The organism is Clostridium chauvoei (assembly GCF_002327185.1).
GTDB lineage: Bacteria > Bacillota > Clostridia > Clostridiales > Clostridiaceae > Clostridium > Clostridium chauvoei.
Genome location: NZ_CP018624.1, coordinates 611,551 through 630,740 on the forward strand (window position 1 = coordinate 611,551; position 19,190 = coordinate 630,740).

General features: G+C 27.1%; 13 protein-coding genes and 1 pseudogene. 12 read left to right on the plus strand and 2 right to left on the minus strand.

Going from position 1 to position 19,190, the window contains the following annotated elements; all coding sequences use genetic code 11:
* Positions 1-58: 58 nt before the first annotated feature.
* The 5 genes from BTM21_RS02835 to BTM21_RS02855 all read left to right on the plus strand — a co-directional run bounded on the left by BTM21_RS02835 (position 59) and on the right by BTM21_RS02855 (position 6,160).
* The gene (locus BTM21_RS02835; RefSeq protein ID WP_161493106.1) at positions 59-1,918 is read left to right on the plus strand and encodes a glycosyl hydrolase family 28-related protein; all 1,860 of its coding nucleotides are present in this window, start codon (positions 59-61) and stop codon (positions 1,916-1,918) included.
* Positions 1,919-1,987: 69 nt separating this feature from the next.
* On the plus strand, positions 1,988-3,292 hold the full coding sequence (locus BTM21_RS02840; protein ID WP_021876233.1) for an alkaline phosphatase family protein: 1,305 nt from the start codon (positions 1,988-1,990) through the stop codon (positions 3,290-3,292).
* A gap of 242 nt (positions 3,293-3,534) precedes the next feature.
* A complete protein-coding gene (locus BTM21_RS02845; RefSeq protein WP_096145329.1) occupies positions 3,535-4,431 on the plus strand; it encodes a hypothetical protein in 897 nt (298 codons plus the stop codon).
* Between the two features lie 138 nt (positions 4,432-4,569).
* Positions 4,570-5,433, plus strand: coding sequence for an FUSC family protein (locus BTM21_RS02850; protein WP_278336958.1), 864 nt, complete (start codon positions 4,570-4,572; stop codon positions 5,431-5,433).
* Between the two features lie 121 nt (positions 5,434-5,554).
* Positions 5,555-6,160 (plus strand): hypothetical protein, encoded by a 606-nt coding sequence (locus BTM21_RS02855; protein WP_021876231.1) that lies wholly within the window; start codon positions 5,555-5,557, stop codon positions 6,158-6,160.
* 121 nt (positions 6,161-6,281) lie between these two features.
* On the opposite strand, the gene BTM21_RS02860 is transcribed toward BTM21_RS02855, so the two are convergent.
* Complete coding sequence (locus tag BTM21_RS02860; protein WP_079481514.1) at positions 6,282-8,288, minus strand: sensor histidine kinase; 2,007 nt, start codon at positions 8,286-8,288, stop codon at positions 6,282-6,284.
* A gap of 294 nt (positions 8,289-8,582) precedes the next feature.
* Between BTM21_RS02860 and BTM21_RS02865 the strand changes: the two genes are divergently transcribed.
* The 5 genes from BTM21_RS02865 to BTM21_RS02885 all read left to right on the plus strand — a co-directional run bounded on the left by BTM21_RS02865 (position 8,583) and on the right by BTM21_RS02885 (position 16,736).
* Complete coding sequence (locus BTM21_RS02865; RefSeq protein ID WP_021876229.1) at positions 8,583-10,634, plus strand: YgiQ family radical SAM protein; 2,052 nt, start codon at positions 8,583-8,585, stop codon at positions 10,632-10,634.
* Between the two features lie 332 nt (positions 10,635-10,966).
* A complete protein-coding gene (locus BTM21_RS02870) occupies positions 10,967-13,711 on the plus strand; it encodes an endo-beta-N-acetylglucosaminidase (RefSeq protein ID WP_372450494.1) in 2,745 nt (914 codons plus the stop codon).
* Positions 13,712-13,919: 208 nt separating this feature from the next.
* Positions 13,920-15,929, plus strand: a complete 2,010-nt coding sequence (locus tag BTM21_RS02875) for a molybdopterin-dependent oxidoreductase (RefSeq protein ID WP_021876227.1) — start codon at positions 13,920-13,922, stop codon at positions 15,927-15,929.
* Between the two features lie 82 nt (positions 15,930-16,011).
* Complete coding sequence (locus BTM21_RS02880) at positions 16,012-16,449, plus strand: HI0074 family nucleotidyltransferase substrate-binding subunit (protein ID WP_021876226.1); 438 nt, start codon at positions 16,012-16,014, stop codon at positions 16,447-16,449.
* Positions 16,449-16,736, plus strand: a complete 288-nt coding sequence (locus tag BTM21_RS02885; protein WP_021876225.1) for a nucleotidyltransferase domain-containing protein — start codon at positions 16,449-16,451, stop codon at positions 16,734-16,736. Before BTM21_RS02880 ends, BTM21_RS02885 begins: the two co-directional genes overlap by 1 nt.
* Positions 16,737-16,975: 239 nt before the next feature.
* Here BTM21_RS02885 and BTM21_RS02890 read toward each other — a convergent pair.
* Positions 16,976-17,464: pseudogene (locus tag BTM21_RS02890) on the minus strand (IS1/IS1595 family N-terminal zinc-binding domain-containing protein); the annotation flags it as partial.
* 507 nt (positions 17,465-17,971) lie between these two features.
* Here BTM21_RS02890 and BTM21_RS02900 point away from each other — a divergent pair.
* Complete coding sequence (locus BTM21_RS02900; RefSeq protein WP_021876223.1) at positions 17,972-18,571, plus strand: DUF1819 family protein; 600 nt, start codon at positions 17,972-17,974, stop codon at positions 18,569-18,571.
* 19 nt (positions 18,572-18,590) lie between these two features.
* Positions 18,591-19,175: a DUF1788 domain-containing protein gene (locus BTM21_RS02905; RefSeq protein WP_079481513.1), complete on the plus strand. Its 585-nt coding sequence runs from the start codon at positions 18,591-18,593 to the stop codon at positions 19,173-19,175.
* Positions 19,176-19,190: the final 15 nt, after the last annotated feature.

Consider the following 19,190-nt stretch of genomic DNA (forward strand, 5'->3'; position numbering starts at 1 on the left):
TACTGTATAATTAATATATTAGATAATTTATAAAATTAGCAAAAAAAGGGGCATGTTTATGAGGATTAATATAGTGGATTTTGGAGCAGATCCAAGTGGGAAAAAGGATAGTACAGTAGCTATATATAATGCATTAGAAGAAGCTAAGAAATATAACGAACCAATTACGATTAACTTTCCTAAAGGTGAGTATAGTATTTATAAAGATTATGCTAGAGAGAGAGAATATCATACATCTAATACAAATAGTATAGAAAATCCAGTGAAAAAAATAGGGATTCTTATAGAAGGACAAAGGAATCTAACTATAGAAGGTAATGATTCTTTATTTATTATACATGGTGATATGATGACATTAGCTGTAGTAAAGTCAGAGAATATAAATCTTAGAAATTTTGCTTGGGATTTTCAGGTTCCAACAACTACAGAAATGACAGTTAAGAATATCGGTATTGAGAATGGGAAAAATTATATTGATTATTTTATACCAGAAAATTTTAATTATGAAATTATAGATAATGAGAAGAGTATTCTTTGGACAAGTGAAAAAAGTCCATATACAGAAGAATATTATTGGGAGGAAAAAGGTCACCATAATGCATGGTCAGTAGTTATATATAATCCTAAAACAGAAATTACAAGAAGATATTTTCTAAATGAAGGGCCTTTTAATGAAGTAAAGTCTATAAGAAAATTACAAAAAAATATTATAAGAATAATTTATAATGATAAAATACCAACAGGGCAAACATTAGGCGTTATAAATGAATTATGTGGAAGTATTAATAGACATACAGCAGGAGCTTTTATATATGAAAGTAAAAATACCATTATAGAGAATGTAGATGTACATTATATGGATGGTTTTGGATGGCTTACTCAGATGAGTGAAAATGTAACCTATGATAATGTTAATTTTATACGAAGAAAGGGAACTGAAAAATATACAACAAGCTTTGCTGATTTAATACATATATCAGGAGCAAAGGGTAAAATAACAATAAAGAACTCAAGTTTTTCCCATGCACATGACGATCCTATAAATATTCATGGGACTTTTACAAGGGTTGAAGAAAAAATAAACAATAGAACATTAAAACTTAAATATATTCATAGGCAACAAGGGGGATTTCCTCAATACCATATAGGAGATAAAGTAGCGTTTTTTACAAGAGATACATTAGAATCTAAAGGTGAAATGCTTTATAAAGTTATTCATACTAGTAATCCTGGTGAAAATGGAAATGATTTAAAAACTATGATAATTGAATTTGATAAAGATTTACCAGAAGATATTGATGATAAAATAGAAAATCAACCTAAATATGTTGCAGAAAATGTAACTTATACACCAGAGGTTGAAATAGTAAATAATTTATTTTATAAAATTCCAACTAGAGGAATACTGGTAACAACTAGAAAGTCTGTTTTAATAGAAGGAAATACTTTTAAAAATATAGCTATGGCAAATATATTTTTATCAAATGATTCTAATGAATGGTATGAATCTGGTCCAATTAGAGATATGGTAATAAGAAATAATAAATTTTATATTGTAGATACAGGACAAAAAGAATGGGCAGATACTCCAGGGATATTTATTCATCCAGTTACATTAGGAGGAATTTTACCAAATGCTAAAAAACCTATTCATAAAAATATAGCAATAGAAGAAAATGAATTTTATACAAATAATACTCCTATAGTTATAGCTGAAAGTGTTGAAAACTTAAAAATAAGAAAAAATAAAATATTTAAAGAAGATAATAAAGAGGTCTTTTCATTTAAAGCATGTAAGAATGTAGTTATTGAAGATAATATTTATAATTGTAATGGAGTAAAAAATGTAATAGTAAAAGATATGTCTTTAGAATATATAGATAATAAGGATAATGATTTAACATTAATACAACTTTAAAGTTATATTAATTTATTTTATAATTATTGAATAGGAAAATTAAGGAATATTTAAAAGGGAGGATTTTATTTGCAAACAAAACACTTAATAGTTATATCTTTCGATGGAGTATCAACAGAAGATTTAGAAGTACTAAGCGAACTACCAAACTTTGCAAAACTTATTAAAGGAGGAGCTTTAATTAAAAATGTAGAAATTATTTATCCATCATTAACTTATCCAGCTCATGCCACTATAGTTACTGGATGTTATCCAGCTAAACATGGGATAATAAATAATACTTTATTAGAAATTGGAGAAGAAAGTCCAAACTGGTATTGGTATAGTAAGGATATTAAGAAGGATACTATTTTTGATTTAGCAGAAAAAACAGGCTTAAAAACTTGCTCCATATTGTGGCCAGTTACAGGTAGAAGTAAAATCACTTATAATATGCCTGAAATATGTTGTACAAAACCTTGGCATAATCAAATAATTATGTCAGCTTTAGCAGGAAAAATTTCTTACCAGTTACCATTAAATAAGAAGTATGGAAGCTTAATAAAAGGAATAGAACAACCGTATTTAGATAATTTTTCTATGGAAGCAGCTAAGGATACGATATTAAATAAAAAGCCTAATTTAATGCTTTTACATTTAGTAGATGTAGATAGTCAAAGACATTATACAGGATATAAAAGTAATGAAGTATCTGCTGCTTTAAAAAGACATGATAAAAGGCTTGGAGAAATAATAGATACTTTAGAGAAAACGGGAATTTTAAAGCAAAGCACTATAGTAGCTTTAGGAGATCACAGTCAAATAGATACAGATAAAATGGTTAGATTAAATTCTTTATTTAGGGAAAAGGGACTAATTACTATAGATAATAAGAATAAAATAAGAGATTATAAAGCTATTGCTAAAAATTGTGATGGTAGTAGTTATATATACTTGAAAAATAAATATAATGAAGAGGATAAGAGATTAGTTGAAAAAATTTTGGATGAAATAGTATCACTAGACAATAATCCTATAGAGTTTATATTAAATTCTAAAGAAGCTGAAAATTTAGGGGCAGATCCTAAATGTACATTTATGGTAGAAGGAAAGCGTAGTTATTCCTTTATAGATGAAGTTACTGGAGACTTTATTGAAAAAATAAAAGAAGAAGATATAGGGAAACTTCCTCATCGTGTAAAAGCTACTCATGGATATTTTCCTAAAAGGGATAATTATACTACATTTTTTATAGCGTATGGAAATGGAATCAAAAAAGGAACAACAATAGAAAGTGGAAATTTAATAAATCATGGACCTACATTAGCTAAAATCTTAGGATTAGAGCTTAAAGATATTGACGGAAAAGTTGAGGAGAGAATATTTAATAATTAAGAGACCATATGAGTAAGTTAAGCAGGGAAGAAGAAAAAGGTTCAGTTCTTTTAAATAATAATAATATTAAAATATAAATAGAAAGCCTATCAATAGAAGAAAATATTGATAGGCTTTTATATTTATAAATAATTATAAATATATTGTAAATAATAATAGAAAAAGTATAAAAATTTTTATCTTGAAATGAATTTTTTATTGTGATAATATTGTTTCTTGTATATCAAAAAGAGGTGGGGAAAATGACAAAGGATAAGATAATATCTAACACATTTATATTTATAGGGATAATGATATTTATAAATATTTTTCAAAGGATGTTTGGTTCAGAAAATACTCTTGTTGGAGTTGCAATTATTACAGCAAGTTTGGCTTTGTTGGAAAGAGATTTAACAGTAGAGCCCATTAAAAATCTTATTAAATTATTAGGTTTAAATTTAATTTTAGGATTCTTTGCATTTTGGTCAAACAATAATATTTGGTTAGGGCTAGTACTTAACTTTATAGCATTATTTATGATAGCTTATTTATTAAGTTATAAATTAAGAAAGTCTATAGTTGTACCTTTTGGACTTCAGTATTTATTTATGTTGTTTGCACCTGTATATGGTGAATCTTTTAAAAATAGAATTTTATCATTAATTTTTGGAGCTTTTCTTATAATGGCATTACAATTTTTAGCTAACAAAGACAAGCTTTCAAAAGTAGGTGGAAAAAAAGTTGACAAAATATATCAGGAGCTTTTAGTTAAGATTAGTATATTAAAACTTGGAGTAACAGGAGAAGGTGGAAAGTTAGGTATCGTTGACTCAAATATATTAGAAGACATTAATAATATAAAAAGAATAGTTTATGATAAAAGAATTAATAATTTTTATATAACAAACCATGGGAAAATAACTACTAATATTATTTGGACATTAGAGAGAATAAACATATTATTAAATACTATACAACTTGAACGTGATAAGAATGCTTATATAAGCTTTTTAGGAGATATGTATAACATAATAAGTAAGCTAAAAGATGGAACTATTAAATTAGAAGAGATAAAAGCTTTAGAAAATAAGTATAAAAATAGTGATTTAAAACAAATCTATGTACATGAATTTGTTACTTTAATGGGGGAATTAATTTAGGATTTATTAGAAATTTTCAATTTAAAAAAGAAAAATAGAAATACTATAAATACAAGTATTTCTATTCCTAATAAATTTAAGAAATTAACTATTCATAAAAGAGATTTTAGCTTTGATTCAGTAAAGCTTACTTATGCTATTAAACTAGCAATTGCAGGTTCTTTAACAGCATTTTTGACAGGATATTTTAATTTATCAGAAGGTAGATGGATGTGTTATACTATATTTTCATTAATACAACCTTATTCAGAAACGTGTAGATCAAAAGCAAGTCAAAGAATACAAGGAACTTTAATTGGAGCTTTAATAATCTTTATATCCTTTAGTTTAATAGAAAATCAAACAGCTAGAATGTTTATAATATTACTTGCAGGATATTTAAATCCTTTTGCAACAAATTATAGAAATTCTATTATCTGTGTTACAGTTTCAGCAATAGCAGGTTGTGCAATAATAGATGGAACAACTAAGTTTGTTTTAAGCAGAATAATATATGTACTAATAGGGACTATAATATCATTAATTATAAATAAATATATTCTTCCATATAAAATTGAAGATGGCAAAAAGTATTTACTTAAAACCTATGGAGATGTTATAAACCATATGTTTAATAGTATGGGAGATAAGGATGCTGATGAAAGCATTAAAAACTTATTTTTAATTCCATCATTAATTGAAGAAAAATTAAAAGTAACTAATTTTGGAGCACAATCAGTGGAAGAAAAAGAGTTTATATATAATCAAAGGAGACTTATAAATAATATATATCACTACCATACTTTAATTAAAGAAAATAAAGATATAAGAGAAAAGGTAGGAGATGTAGTAGATAAAGTTAAAGACTTAACACAAAAGGATAACTTTGATTATGATTATGTAATTTCTAAAGTAAATGAAAAAATATCCAATACTAAGGATGAGAAAGAAGTAGTTTTATTAGAAAATATAATTAGTATAATTGAAAATTATAAAAGGATTCAAAAATTCGTTGCTATTTAATTGTAAAAAGTTATCCGTTAGAGGGTAACTTTTTTATTTTAAAAACATTTTATACTATTGTATCAAATCACCTATATTTCAAATAAGTATATAGTAATAAGAAATTTTATAGGAGAAAAAAATGTTAGAGATGCTTTTAAATAGTTTATTAGGAGGAATGTCAGGAGGTATGCCAGGTGGAATGATGGGTGGAATGCCAGGTGGCATGGGTGGAAATCCATTAATGAGTATGCTAATGGGTGGAAATCCAATGGGAAACATGGGTGGAGGTAACCCGATGGGTAATATGGGAGGAAATCCAATGGGTAACTTAATGGGAAATAATCCATTAGGAATGATGTTAAGTATGTTAATGGGTGGAAATCCAATGGCTAATATGGGAAACATGAATATGGGAAATCAAATGAATCAAATGAATGGAATGGAAAATAATCCACTAGGAATGCTTCTAAATGGTATGGGTGGAAATAGAGGAAATCAAAGAAATCCAGCACCTAATATGAATGCAGGAGGAAGTGGGAATACCTTTGATATGGGACAAATGCTAAATATGATGATGGGTGGAAATCAACAAGCAGGTGGAAACCAACAAATGAATGGAAATCAAATGAATCAAATGGCAAACAATCCATTAAGTATGCTTTTAAATGGAATGGGTGGAATGAATAATAACAATAATAATAAATCAAATAATATGTCAACTTCAAAAAGTAGAAGACATAGATAAAATATATTTTAAGAGTTGGTTTGAGACAAGTGTTAGTAAAAATACTTTTAGAAGTATATCTTAAAATAACTCTAAAAATAAGCATTAACTTCTTAAAAGATGTTAATGCTTATTTTAGTTATTAGTCTTCTTTATCTTTTATATCAGACAATTCTATTTTAACAATTTCATCTAAGTTAGAATGTTTTATAGGGGAACTAGAAGTTACGTTATCAATTTTTGTTATTGGGAAAGTTAAAGTAAATATTGTACCTACATTAGGTTTACTAGCAACACTTATAGTTCCATCTTGAATTGTAACAAGACCTTTTACAATAGAAAGTCCAAGTCCACTACCTTCATTGAATCTTGTTAATGAAGAGTCAACTTGTTTAAACTTATCAAAGATATAAGGCAGATAATCTTCAGAAATTCCTATACCAGTATCTTTAATATCTATAAATACTTTATTTGCATCTCTTCTTACCATAACTATTATATTACCATTAGAAGGAGTAAATTTTATTGAATTAGAAAGTAAATTAAGCAAGGTACGCTCTAATTTAGGTTCATCCACGGCGGTAATAATTTCCTCTTCTTCTGTATCAAAAAGTACTTCTATATTATGAGATTTAGCAAAATCAACAATAGAAAGTACAGTGTTTTCTATTATTTCAACTATATTAGACATTTCAAAATGAGCTTCCATAAACCCACTTTGTATTTTAGTAAGGTCTAATATATTATTTACAAGTCTTAAAAGCCTTTGGGAGTTTTGATCTATGTAAGATAATTTCTCATTTAAATAAACTTTGTCAATATTACCGTTTTCTGATTTTAAACTTAAAAGCTTAGAAGTATTTAAAATTATATTTATAGGAGTTCTAAGTTCATGAGAAACAGTTGATATAAATTCGGTTTTTAACCTTTCAGCTTCTTGCGCATTAAGATATAATTTTTTATTTTTCAAAGACTCTCTTTTATGTAAAAAAAGCTTATATATTAAAACTATAATAAAAATACAAAAGGTTATAAGAGTACTCCATATAAATACTTTAACAGATGTAGGTAATAAAAAATCAAAGGCTCCTTTATTTATAAAAAGACTGTTTTCAGGAAGTAATAACGGATTAATGTTATACTCATCTAATGAATTATAATCAAAAACTACTTTTTCTAAAGAGTCATAAATAAGGTTAAGGTTACTTACACTTTCACCTTCAGAGAGTTTTATAATTATATCGCCAAGAACATTTCCGTGAGTTTGCCCCCAATCAACAATACCTCCAACTATTCCAGTAAAAACATAAGGTTGCGATTTTGTATAAATAGGGGTACTTATAGTATTTTTAATTAATTTTATAGTTTCTTTTAAAGGATATATATCATCACCATTTAAAGATTTAAAATCTCCAACAATTATATTGGCTTCATAAGATGTAGAATCTTTAGATAATTCATTAAGTATATCTTCAATATAAGTATGCTGAAGATAATTTATTTCAATAGGTCTTTTAAAATACATTTTTACACTTTCTATATTTTCTTTAACTACATTTGAATATGTTGCATTATCTAAAATTATATTAATCTTAGTTATATCTTTATGGATATCTAAAATCATATTTATAAGCTGTAAATTATTTTCGATTTGAACAACACCTGTTATATAATTTTTTTCTTCTTTAGTAAGATTTAAGACTTTATTTACTCCTGTAAAAACAATAGGGGTTTTATAAAATATACTATTACTATTAAAGAGATTTTTTCTAGCTAAATTAAAGGCTTCATCATCAATAACTAGAATAGTATCTATCTTTTTATTAGAGTATTTTAAATTTAGAAGTTCCAAAAAACCTTTTAAATATTCTTCATCTAATCGTTGTCTTGAATCTAGATATTCACGATTAATTTTAATGTTAGGATAGTCGTCTAATTTATTTTCGATACCTTGAAATACAAAATGTTCCCATTCACTAGAAGAATTGTATGAATTAATAACTAATACATTAAAGTCATTAGTATTATTATTAAAAACGCTTTTATAATTAGTAGTATTATTAGCATCAAGAGGTATCATAACACAAGTAATAATACAAAGAGTTATTAATAAGAGTTTTATATAAAGTTTTGAATTAAAAATTTTCATCCTATTTACCTACTATCTTTTAAAACTTTATATATAGTATGGTAATAATCTAATAATTTTATTTATTATTATTTATGATAAGTTTCTATAAATATCTGTCTATAATATAGAAGTAGGACAAAGATAAGATTAGGGTACCTTTATATAGAACAATATCCAACAAAAAAATACAAAAAGTATTAATAAATATATGATTTATGTGATTTAAAATGTTATAATCATTAAACGGGACATTAGAATTTTTATTAATAAGTTTATTAACAGTAGTTTTAATAAGATATAGTAGGTGATTAAATGATAGAAAATAAATTTTTGCCAATAAGTAGGCAAGATATGGAGGAAAGAGGCTGGGAGCAATGTGACTTTATCATAGTTACAGGGGATGCCTATATAGACCATCATAGTTTTGGAACAGCAATAATTTCAAGAGTTTTAGAAAATGCTGGCTATAAAGTTGGTATAATACCACAACCAGATTGGCATAGCATTGATGATTTTAAAAAGCTTGGAATACCAAGACTTGGCTTTTTAGTTAATGCAGGAAATATGGATTCAATGGTTAACCATTACACTGTAAGTAAAAGAAGAAGAGAAAAGGATTTATATTCTCCAGGTGGGAAAATGGGTTTAAGACCAGATAGAGCTACAATTGTTTATTGTAATAAAATAAGAGAAGCATATAAAAATGTAAATATAATGATAGGGGGTATAGAAGCAAGTCTTAGAAGATTTGCTCACTATGATTATTGGGGCAATAATGTAAGAAATTCAATACTTATAGATACAGGAGCAGATTTACTTATTTATGGTATGAGTGAAAAGCAAGTTGTTGAAGTTGCAAATGCTTTAAATGATGGCTTTGAGGCTAAATATGTAAGACATATAAATGGTACTTGTTATACTATAGAGTCTTTAGATGAAGTTTACGGAGATTATATAATAATGCCATCTAAAGAAGAAGTAACTGACGATAAAAGAAAATATGCAGAAGCATTTAAAATTCAATATCAAGAACAAGATCCAGTAAGAGGAAAGCAACTTATACAAAAACATGGAGATAGATATGTTGTTGTAAATAAACCTGAAATGCCTTTAACAAGAGAAGAGTTAGATGCAGTTTATGGTTTACCATATGCAAAAAATTATCATCCCATATATGAAAAAGATGGTGGTATTGCAGCTATAGAAGAAGTTAAATTCAGTATAGTAAGTTCAAGAGGTTGTTTCGGAAATTGTTCATTCTGTGCAATAACATTCCACCAAGGTAGAGCAGTTCAAAGTAGAAGTGAAAAATCTATATTAGAAGAAGCTGTAGAAATTACTAATCTTAAAGACTTTAAGGGATATATACATGATGTAGGAGGTCCTACTGCAAACTTTAGAAAGCCAGCTTGTAAAACTCAACTTACATTAGGAGCCTGCAAGCATAAACAATGTTTAACGCCAAAACCATGTAAAAATATGATAGTAGATCATTCTGAATATTTACATTTACTTAGAAAGATAAGAAAGCTTCCTAAGGTTAAAAAAGCCTTTGTACGTTCAGGGTTAAGATATGATTACATAATGGCAGATAAAAATGATACTTTCTTTAAAGAGTTAGTAGAACATCATGTAAGTGGACAATTAAAAGTTGCACCAGAACATGTATCACCAAGAGTTTTAAAATATATGGGAAAACCATCAGGAGATACTTATGATAGGTTTAGTGAAAAATTCTTTAAAATAAATAAGCAATTAGGAAAAGAACAATATTTAATTCCATACTTAATGTCAAGCCATCCAGGTAGTGGATTAAGGGAAGCTATAGAACTTGCAGAATATTTAAGAGATATTAAATATCAACCAGAGCAAGTACAAGATTTTTATCCAACTCCAGGAACATTATCAACAACAATGTTCTATACTGGACTTGATCCAATAACTATGGAAGAAGTATATATTCCAAAGAGTAAAGAAGAAAAAGCTATGCAAAGAGCACTTCTTCAATTTAAAAACCCTAAAAATTATAATTTGGTTTACGATGCTTTAATGAAGGCAGAAAGAGAAGATTTAATAGGAAACGGCCCTAAATGCTTAATAAAATCAAAAGCAGATAGATACCTTGCAAGTTTTAAAAAATCTAATAGTTCAGGATATCAAGGCAAAAACAAAAATAAATCTAAGAGTAGTGATAAAAAACAAGGTAAGATGACCAAGGAACAATCAAGAGGTAAAGCAGGAAATAGAGAAAAAGTTTCAGATAGAGACTTTAAAGGAAAAACAAAAGCTACAAGAATAACAGATGGAAGAAAAGTAGGAGCTAAAAAAAGTAGAGGTCCTGCTAAAAGTAGATTAAAAAAATAATATTTATAGAATTAAAAAGAGCTATTGCTAAAGAAATTTTATTTTTAGTGATAGCTCTTTTATATTAAAATGAATTTTATAGTTTTTAGGAATAGAAAATTGAAGGGATTTTTAATAATTTATTAGTTGATTTAGATATTTTTATAAGAATTATTACATTTATTTGCTTAAAATTACGAATATATATTTTTACCACTTTTTCTAAAATTAATACACTTACTATATAAAAAGAGTCATGATAAAGTTTATGTATACCTTTTCAATAAAAAATACTAAAGGAGAGAGGCATTATGTATTCAAAAAACACAAGAAAATCAAAATTTGTAATACCTATGGTCTTAGCTTGCACTATTGGTGCAGGACTTGTTTCTTGTTCTGGAGGAGAAATTACATACAAAATTACAGAAGAAAATGAAACAGATCTTATAATGTTAAATCAACCTACTTCATCTCATTGGTTTCCAGAGGAACTTTTAGATTGGAATCCAAGTGAAGATAAAAATCTTGATTTCAATACAAGTGTAATACCATTAGCTGAAAGAATAGATAAATCAAAGTTAACACCAGTTAATGAAACGCAAAACAAAGATATGAATGTTGTTGCTATTTCAATTATGAATGGAAGTACTAGTGGGAATCCATCACAAGGTACTAATAAGTTTTCATCTAATACCTTTTCATATTGGCAATATATAGACAAGCTAGTATATTGGGGTGGCTCTTCAGGAGAAGGATTAATAGTTCCACCAAGTCCAGATGTTACTGATTCAGCTCATAAAAATGGTGTTCCAGTATTAGGAACAGTATTTTTCCCTATGACAGAACATGGTGGAAAACTTGAATGGCTAGATGAATTCCTTAAAAAAGATGAAAATGGTAATTTCCCTATGGCAGATAAGCTTATTGAAGTTGCTAATACCTATAATTTTGATGGTTGGTTTATAAACCAAGAAACAGAAGGAACAAAAGAAAAGCCAATAAACTCCAATCATTCAGTACTTATGCAAGAGTTTATAAAACAATTCAAGGAAAAGTCAGAGGGCAAGCTAGAAATAATGTGGTATGATTCAATGACAAAGGATGGAGAAATGGATTGGCAGAATGCTCTTACTGACAAAAATGAAGTCTTTTTAATTGACGGAGGCAAAAAAGATGTTGCAGATAGTATGTTCTTAAATTTCTGGTGGACTTATAAAAAGTATGCAGATCAAGAATTACTAAAAGCTTCTAATAAAAAGGCAGAAGAATTAGGAATTAACCCTTATGATCTTTATGCAGGAATAGATTTACAATCAAATGGGACAGGTACTCCAGTACGTTGGCGGTTATTTGAAAAAGATTCTAAGACTCCATTTACATCTCTTGGACTTTATTGCCCAAGTTGGACTTACTTCTCATCAGAAAATGTAGATGAATTTGAAGCTAAGGAAAATAGGTTATGGGTAAATGAATTTGGAAATCCTGCAAAAGCTACTGAAACAGTAGATAGAGAATGGAGAGGTATTTCAACTTACTCTATAGAACAATCTGTAGTAAAGAGTTTACCTTTTATAAGTAATTTCAATATAGGGAATGGATATAACTTCTTTATAGATGGAGAAAAAGTATCATCACTTGATTGGAATAATAGAAGTCTTTCAGATGTAATGCCAACTTATAGATGGATTATTGAAAATGAAGGAAATAATAAATTAAATGCAGCTATGGACTTTTCAACAGCATATTATGGAGGAAACTCTATAAAGCTTAGTGGTAAATTAGAAGCTAATAAGGAATCTATCATAAAGTTATACACTGCAGAATTAAAGCTAGAAAAAGGAATTGACTTTAAAACTTCAGCAAAATCAAGTGAAGATATAGAGTTAGATTTAGTTTTAGAGTTTGAAGATGGAACAATAGAAACAGTTAAAGCAGATAAAAATATTGGAAATGAATGGACAACTGTAAGCTATGATGTTTCAAACTTTAAAGATAAAGTAGTTAAGACAATATCTTATAAAGTATCTTCAGCAAAAGATGTTAGCAATTTAATATTAAACTTAGGAAATATAACAATAGAAAAAGCTAAGTCAAGCAAAACAATAAATGTTTCTAAATTAAAGGTTGATGATGTAAGCTTTGAAGAAGATAATATATATGCAGGGGTAAGACTTTCTTGGAATGAAGGTAAAAAGGAAGATATTAATCACTATGAAGTTTATAGAATTGATAAAGATAAAACTAAATCATTCTTAGGAGCTACAGTAAACAATAATTTCTTTGTAAATACTCTTAAGAGAGATAAAAATTCAGATAAAACTAAATTTGAAGTTGTAGCTGTTAATAAGAATTTCAATAGAGGTAAAGCAGATACTGTAGAAATAAAATGGCCAGAAAATAATACACCTACTGCAAACTTTAAGGTTTCAAAAACATTAGTTGCACCAGGAGAAAAAATACAATTTGAAAATTTAAGTTCTGAAATAACAGAAAACATAACTTGGGAATTTGAAGGTGCAGATGTTGAAACAAGTACTGAAAACAATCCAACTGTAAGCTATGCTAATGAAGGTACTTATTCAGTTAAATTAACTGCTAAAAATAAAAAGGGTGAGGATGTAAAAGATATAGAAGGGCTTATAACAGTAACATCAAAAGCAACTGAAGAACTTAAAAACCTTGCCTTAAATAAAGAAACTACTGCATCAAGTTTTGTTAATAATAATGAAGCACCTAAATTTGCTGTAGATGGATCAAAAGAAAATAAATGGTGTGCAATAGGAAAAGCTCCACATGATATAACAATAGATCTTGGAGATATTAAAACAGTTAGTGAAGTTTATATAGCTCATGCTGAAGCTGGTGGAGAAAGTCCTGATATGAATACTAAAGAATATATAATAGAAACAAGTGTTGATGGAGAAAATTTTGAGGAAGTTACAAAAGTTACTAAAAATATATTAGGTGAAACTGTTCATGCATTTAAAGCAACTGAAGCTAGATATGTTAAATTTACAGCAGTAAAACCTACTCAAGGTTCAGATTCAGCAACAAGAATTTACGAAATTGAAGTTCGTGGATTAGATTCAAAACTTTAAAATCTATTTACTAAATTTTTAATATAAAGGAGTTTACTTTAATATAAAGTAGACTCCTTTTTTAAGAAATAAGTAAGAAATTATGGATATAATTTAATGATATAATATATAATTATAGAAAACCATGGAGAAAAGTAGGGAGAATTAAGGGGAAGGAGATACTAAAGAAATGAGAAAGTATTTTATTAAGAAATAGGGGGTAAATTTTATGAGAATTTTAAGTCATGGATGTACATTAGATTGTGCAGATGCCTGTAAATTTAATATATATGTTGATGACAACCAAATAATTAAAATAGAAGGAGATAAAAATCATCCATATACAAAAGGCTTTATATGCAAAAAAGGAAGAGCTCATTTAGATAGATTAAATCATAAAGATAGAATAAAAACACCACTTTTAAAAATTGATGGAGAATGGAAAGAAATTACCTTTGAAGAAGCTATAGGAATAATGGAAGAAATGCTAAATCATTATAAAAGTAGATATTCTTCTAGATCTGTATTTTATCATGAACAATATGGAAGCGGATCTATTCTTAAAAGTATAGGAGAGGTTTTCTTTAATTTTTATGGTGGAGTTACCAAGGGGAAAGGTGGTCCTTGCTGGAGTGCTGGGATAAAAGCACAAAAATGTGACTTTGGAGATGTTAGAAGTCATTCTTTAGAAGATATGATAAATAGCAAAAACATATTTATATGGGGAAAGAACCCAGCATATACAACTATACATACAATGCAAATGATAAAAAGAGCAAAAAATAATGGTAGCAAAATAATAGTTATAGATCCTATTTGTACAGCTACAGCAAAAATGGCAGATAAATATGTAAAAATAAAGCCAGGTAGTGATGAGGCATTAGCTCTTGCTATGGGAAAAATAATTATAGAAGATAAACTTTACGATGAAGAATTTATAGAAAAATACATTAAAGATTTTCACAAGTATAAAACTTATTTAGATTCTTTAGATATAGATAAACTATGTAGTAAATGTAATCTAACATTAGAAGAAGTTAAAGAACTTTCATATTTATATAGTTCAAAATATTCAACTATTTTAGTGGGTTATGGAGTGCAAAAATATAAAAATGGAGGAAGCACAATTAGGTTTATTGATGCTTTAGGAGCTATAACAGGACAAATAGGTTTTAGTGGTGGAGGGATAAATTATGCAAATAAAGTTTATTCAGACATATTAAATGGAGATCCATATGAAAGTAGCTTATATGGTAAAGATAGATTATTTTATGTAAGTCATATAAGTGATTTTATTAATTATTCTTTAAATGAAACTACATATTATGAAGAAGATATTTATAAACCAAAAGAAACTATAACTGATAAGGAAAATTTAACAATTAGTAGTACTCCTATTAAGATGGCAGTTATAGTTAAAAGTAATTTGTTAAATCAGTTTCCAAATCTTAAAGAACTAGAAAAAGCTTTTTCAAGAATAGAATTTAAAGTATGCTTTGATATGTTTATGACAGATACAGCTAAAGCCTGCGACTTATTTATTCCATGTACAAATACTTTAGAAAGCGAAGACATAATATATAGCTCAATGACTAATCCATACATAACATATAATGAAAAAGCAGTAGAACCTATTGAAGAATTAATGGACGAATATTACTTCTTTAGAGAATTAGCTAAAAAAATGAACTTTAAAAGTTATCCTTACATAGATAAGAAAAAATATTTAGAAAAAGTTATAGAGCCTTTAAAAGAATACAATAAAGATATAACTTTAGAAACTCTAAAGAAAAATCCAATTACTATACATAAAGAAATTCCTTGGGAAGACAAAAAGTTTTTAACTCCATCAGGAAAATTTGAAATATATTATAAAAATGACTTTGAAGAAATTAAAGAGGAAAAAAGTAAATTTAGACTTTTAACTAATCATCATAGAGATTCCATATCTAGCCAACATTTAATGGATGAGGAAGGTATATCAAAAGCATACATAAATGAAGATATGGCTGATAAATTAGAAATTAAAAATGGTGAGATAGTTAGATTAGAATCAACAAATGGAAGTATAGAAGTAGAAATAAATATAAACAATGATATTTATGATTACGTAGTTATGATGTATGTAGGTTGGTGGAAAAAGCATGGAAATCCTAATTTTCTTACAAGTAGTGGAATATCTGATATAGGTGGTCAAATAACATATAATGAATCTTTTGTAACATTAGTTAAGTTGTAATAAAAGTAATTTTTATAAATAGATGATATAATAACTAATATAAAATTCATTAAAGATGTAATAATTTTAAGGAGGATTTTAAATGAGTGGAATTTTAGATAAATACGATGAATCAATTAATTCAACTTATAATTATACTTATAGAATGCTTATGAATTTAAAAAATATAAAAGAAAAGTATATAAATTTAAATAAAGTAGACGAGATAACACTTGAAGTTTATAGAGACTCTATTATAAAAAAATATGAGACTTTAGAGGAATTAACATGGAAACTTCTATCTAAAATATTTAAAGCAGATGGATTAGATATAAATAGTCCTAGAGGATGCTATAAACAAGCATTTAAAGAAGGTTTAATAGAAGATATGATTGTTTGGAATAATATTTTACTTGCTAGAAATTCTACAGCGCATATTTATGATGAAACTGATTATGAAGCTATAAAGAATGATATTTTAAATAAATATATGGATGCAATAGAAAGTCTTTTAAAGAAAATATCAACGGAGAGATTATAATGTTTGGAATAGAAGAAAGGGTATACAATAATTTATTAAAATATTTTAAAGAGAATACTTATATAAAAAGAGTTCTTATATTTGGTTCAAGAGCTAAAGGGAACCATAAATATAATTCTGATATAGACCTTGGAATTTTGTGTGAAAAAAGCTATAGAGGGGTTATTGTAGAAGATATAGATGAAATTATAGGGGTTTATTCTTGTGATATTGTTTTTCTAGATAGTATGAATGAACAGATAAAGTTTCAGATAGATAGAGATGGAATTGAAATATATAATGGTTAAATTAAAAAGGGAAAATATTTATTAGAATCTGTTAAGTAGTTATGAAAAAATAGCTTAATTTTTCATAGAATTACTTGCTCTTTGAAAATTATATAAGTTTGAATGTTTTATTGTATGGCAAATAAGCCTACAATAGCATTGATTTTTTGCAGGTTAATCAAAGGTATTAAATTTAATTAAGATGCTGAAAACCAAGAGTTTTTAGCAAAGCTATCGCTGGCGAAGCCGGCAACTTCTGCTTGTTTAAAGAAAGGTGCAAATTTATTAGTCCAACTCGCTATCGTAACATGAGATACTTTAATTCCAGAGTTAATCATCAAGAATTGAGAAATAGACCTTGTTGATGAATTATTTAAAAAATATAGTGTGAGTGTAGTTAATATTACATGTAGTGGAAAACGCATTCCTTTCATTGAAAGGGAACCACTAACTAATTCATTAGAGGCTATATCAATATTTGTAGTATGATGTTTAACTATTATGTGATTACATTTCTTATTACCACATTTATAGCGATTGTAGTGCTTATATTCATGATGAAGGAATGTAGCTTTATTACATTTAGGACATCTAGGGTATTTAGATATTATCGGATTGCTGACGGAGTCAGGAGCAAATTGACGTTTACACTTTTTACATTGATACTTTTGATTAGCCTGCTTATCTAAACCGAACTTATATAGTTTATTAGAATGGCAGCGAGGACATTTTATATTAGTTTTGCTCATTGTTCTGCTCTCCTTTTCTAGGGGGATATTATTTAGTATTGCAAACCTATTGTATTTCCTTAGGTTGAGAAGAGCAATGTTCATTTAACTTAACAGATCGATTTATTAGAATTTGTATTTAATATTTTTAAAATATGTACAAAGCAGAAAAAGTATTATTACGATAATAGTAATTATTTTGAGAATTATACTTTGTATCTTAATTATAAAGGTAATCAAATAGAGGTATTTGTAATGTATGGGTAGGGAAATTATTTTGAAGTTAATGCTGCAACAGAAGGATATAAACAAGAGTTATCTTTAGATTTAGAAATGATAGTCTAATATAATGATTACATAAAAATAAATTTTAAGAAGTGCTATTGCAATAAAAAAGCGATAGTGCTTTATTTTTGCCTAAATTAAATATTAAAAATAAACTTACCATATTTAATGTAATAATATATATTTTTATGAATAGATGGTATAATAAATAGTATAAAGTGGACCACGGAGGCGATGTTTTAAATGGAATACAAATCTACAATTAAGTCTAGACCGTATTTATACAAAGAGACTAAAAAGGCTTCAAGCCTTATAAATAAAGGAATAGATGCTGATTGCATAAAAGAAAAATCATTACAAGATAATATTTTTCAATTAGAAAGTGAAGCCAGAAAGAAGGAAGTTGCATCAATAATTACTACTAGATTAAAAGATTTAGATAAGCAAATTATCTATAGTATTGAAAATAGTAATATTGAAACATCAAAGGTTTTAGTTTTATATGCAATATTAAAAACAGATAGATTGTTTTTTGAGTTTATTAACGAGGTTTATAAGGAAAAGATATTGTTAAAGGATTTATTTATAAAAGATAAGGATTTCAATGTGTTTTTTCAAAATAAGAGAGAGCAAAGTGAAAAGGTTGCATCATGGTCAGAGTACACTTTTAAGAAATTAAAACAAGTTTACATAAGAATTCTTTTTGAAAGTGGACTTATAGTTAATCAAAAAGGTGATAGAGAAATTAAAATTCCTATAATTGAAAGTGAAGTAAAGGACTATTTATATAGTATTGGGGATAGTGTTTATTTAAATGCAATACTTGGAATAATGAATTATTAAACGATAGGTGGTTAATGGAGTGAAAGATATATATCAAAGATTGGATGAGATATTACCTAAGATAGTCGAACCTGATTTTAGAAAAAACAAGGGCTTAGGTAATGAAATTGGATTTTATGTATTTGATTATAATCCAGAGGAAGAGTTATTAGTTAGAGATAGAGTTAAATTTATAAAAGAAAAAGCTAAATCAGCCTATGGGTTAAATATTGTTGAATTTGACTTATATGAAATTATAATCGAAACATTAATTGAGTTTGGATATTTAGAACGCTGTTTTAAAATGGAACAGGCTAAAGGTAGTGAACATGTACTTTTAAAGGCAATAAAAACATGTTTAAAAATTACTGAAGATGATGATATGTTTTTAGAGTACATTGGATCAAGGCTTAATGGTGCAGATATAGTATTTTTAACTGGTATTGGTAAAGCATGGCCCATAATAAGGTCACATACTATATTAAATAATCTTCATAGAATTGTTGAGGAACAACCATTAGTAATGTTTTTCTCAGGTACATATGATGGGGGAACGCTTATGTTATTTAATCAATTAAAAGATGATAATTATTATAGAGCATTTCAATTAATAGACAAATATTAAGGTATAGGGGAGTAT

Bases quoted from the DNA above. Each gene is read 5' to 3' on its own strand.
- BTM21_RS02835 (WP_161493106.1), top strand. From the start codon at position 59: ATGAGGATTAATATAGTGGATTTTGGAGCAGATCCAAGTGGGAAAAAG.
- BTM21_RS02845 (WP_096145329.1), top strand. From the start codon at position 3,535: ATGACAAAGGATAAGATAATATCTAACACATTTATATTTATAGGGATA.
- BTM21_RS02855 (WP_021876231.1), top strand. From the start codon at position 5,555: ATGTTAGAGATGCTTTTAAATAGTTTATTAGGAGGAATGTCAGGAGGT.
- BTM21_RS02860 (WP_079481514.1), bottom strand. From the start codon at position 8,288: ATGAAAATTTTTAATTCAAAACTTTATATAAAACTCTTATTAATAACT.
- BTM21_RS02865 (WP_021876229.1), top strand. From the start codon at position 8,583: ATGATAGAAAATAAATTTTTGCCAATAAGTAGGCAAGATATGGAGGAA.
- BTM21_RS02870 (WP_372450494.1), top strand. From the start codon at position 10,967: ATGGTCTTAGCTTGCACTATTGGTGCAGGACTTGTTTCTTGTTCTGGA.
- BTM21_RS02875 (WP_021876227.1), top strand. From the start codon at position 13,920: ATGAGAATTTTAAGTCATGGATGTACATTAGATTGTGCAGATGCCTGT.
- BTM21_RS02880 (WP_021876226.1), top strand. From the start codon at position 16,012: ATGAGTGGAATTTTAGATAAATACGATGAATCAATTAATTCAACTTAT.
- BTM21_RS02885 (WP_021876225.1), top strand. From the start codon at position 16,449: ATGTTTGGAATAGAAGAAAGGGTATACAATAATTTATTAAAATATTTT.
- BTM21_RS02900 (WP_021876223.1), top strand. From the start codon at position 17,972: ATGGAATACAAATCTACAATTAAGTCTAGACCGTATTTATACAAAGAG.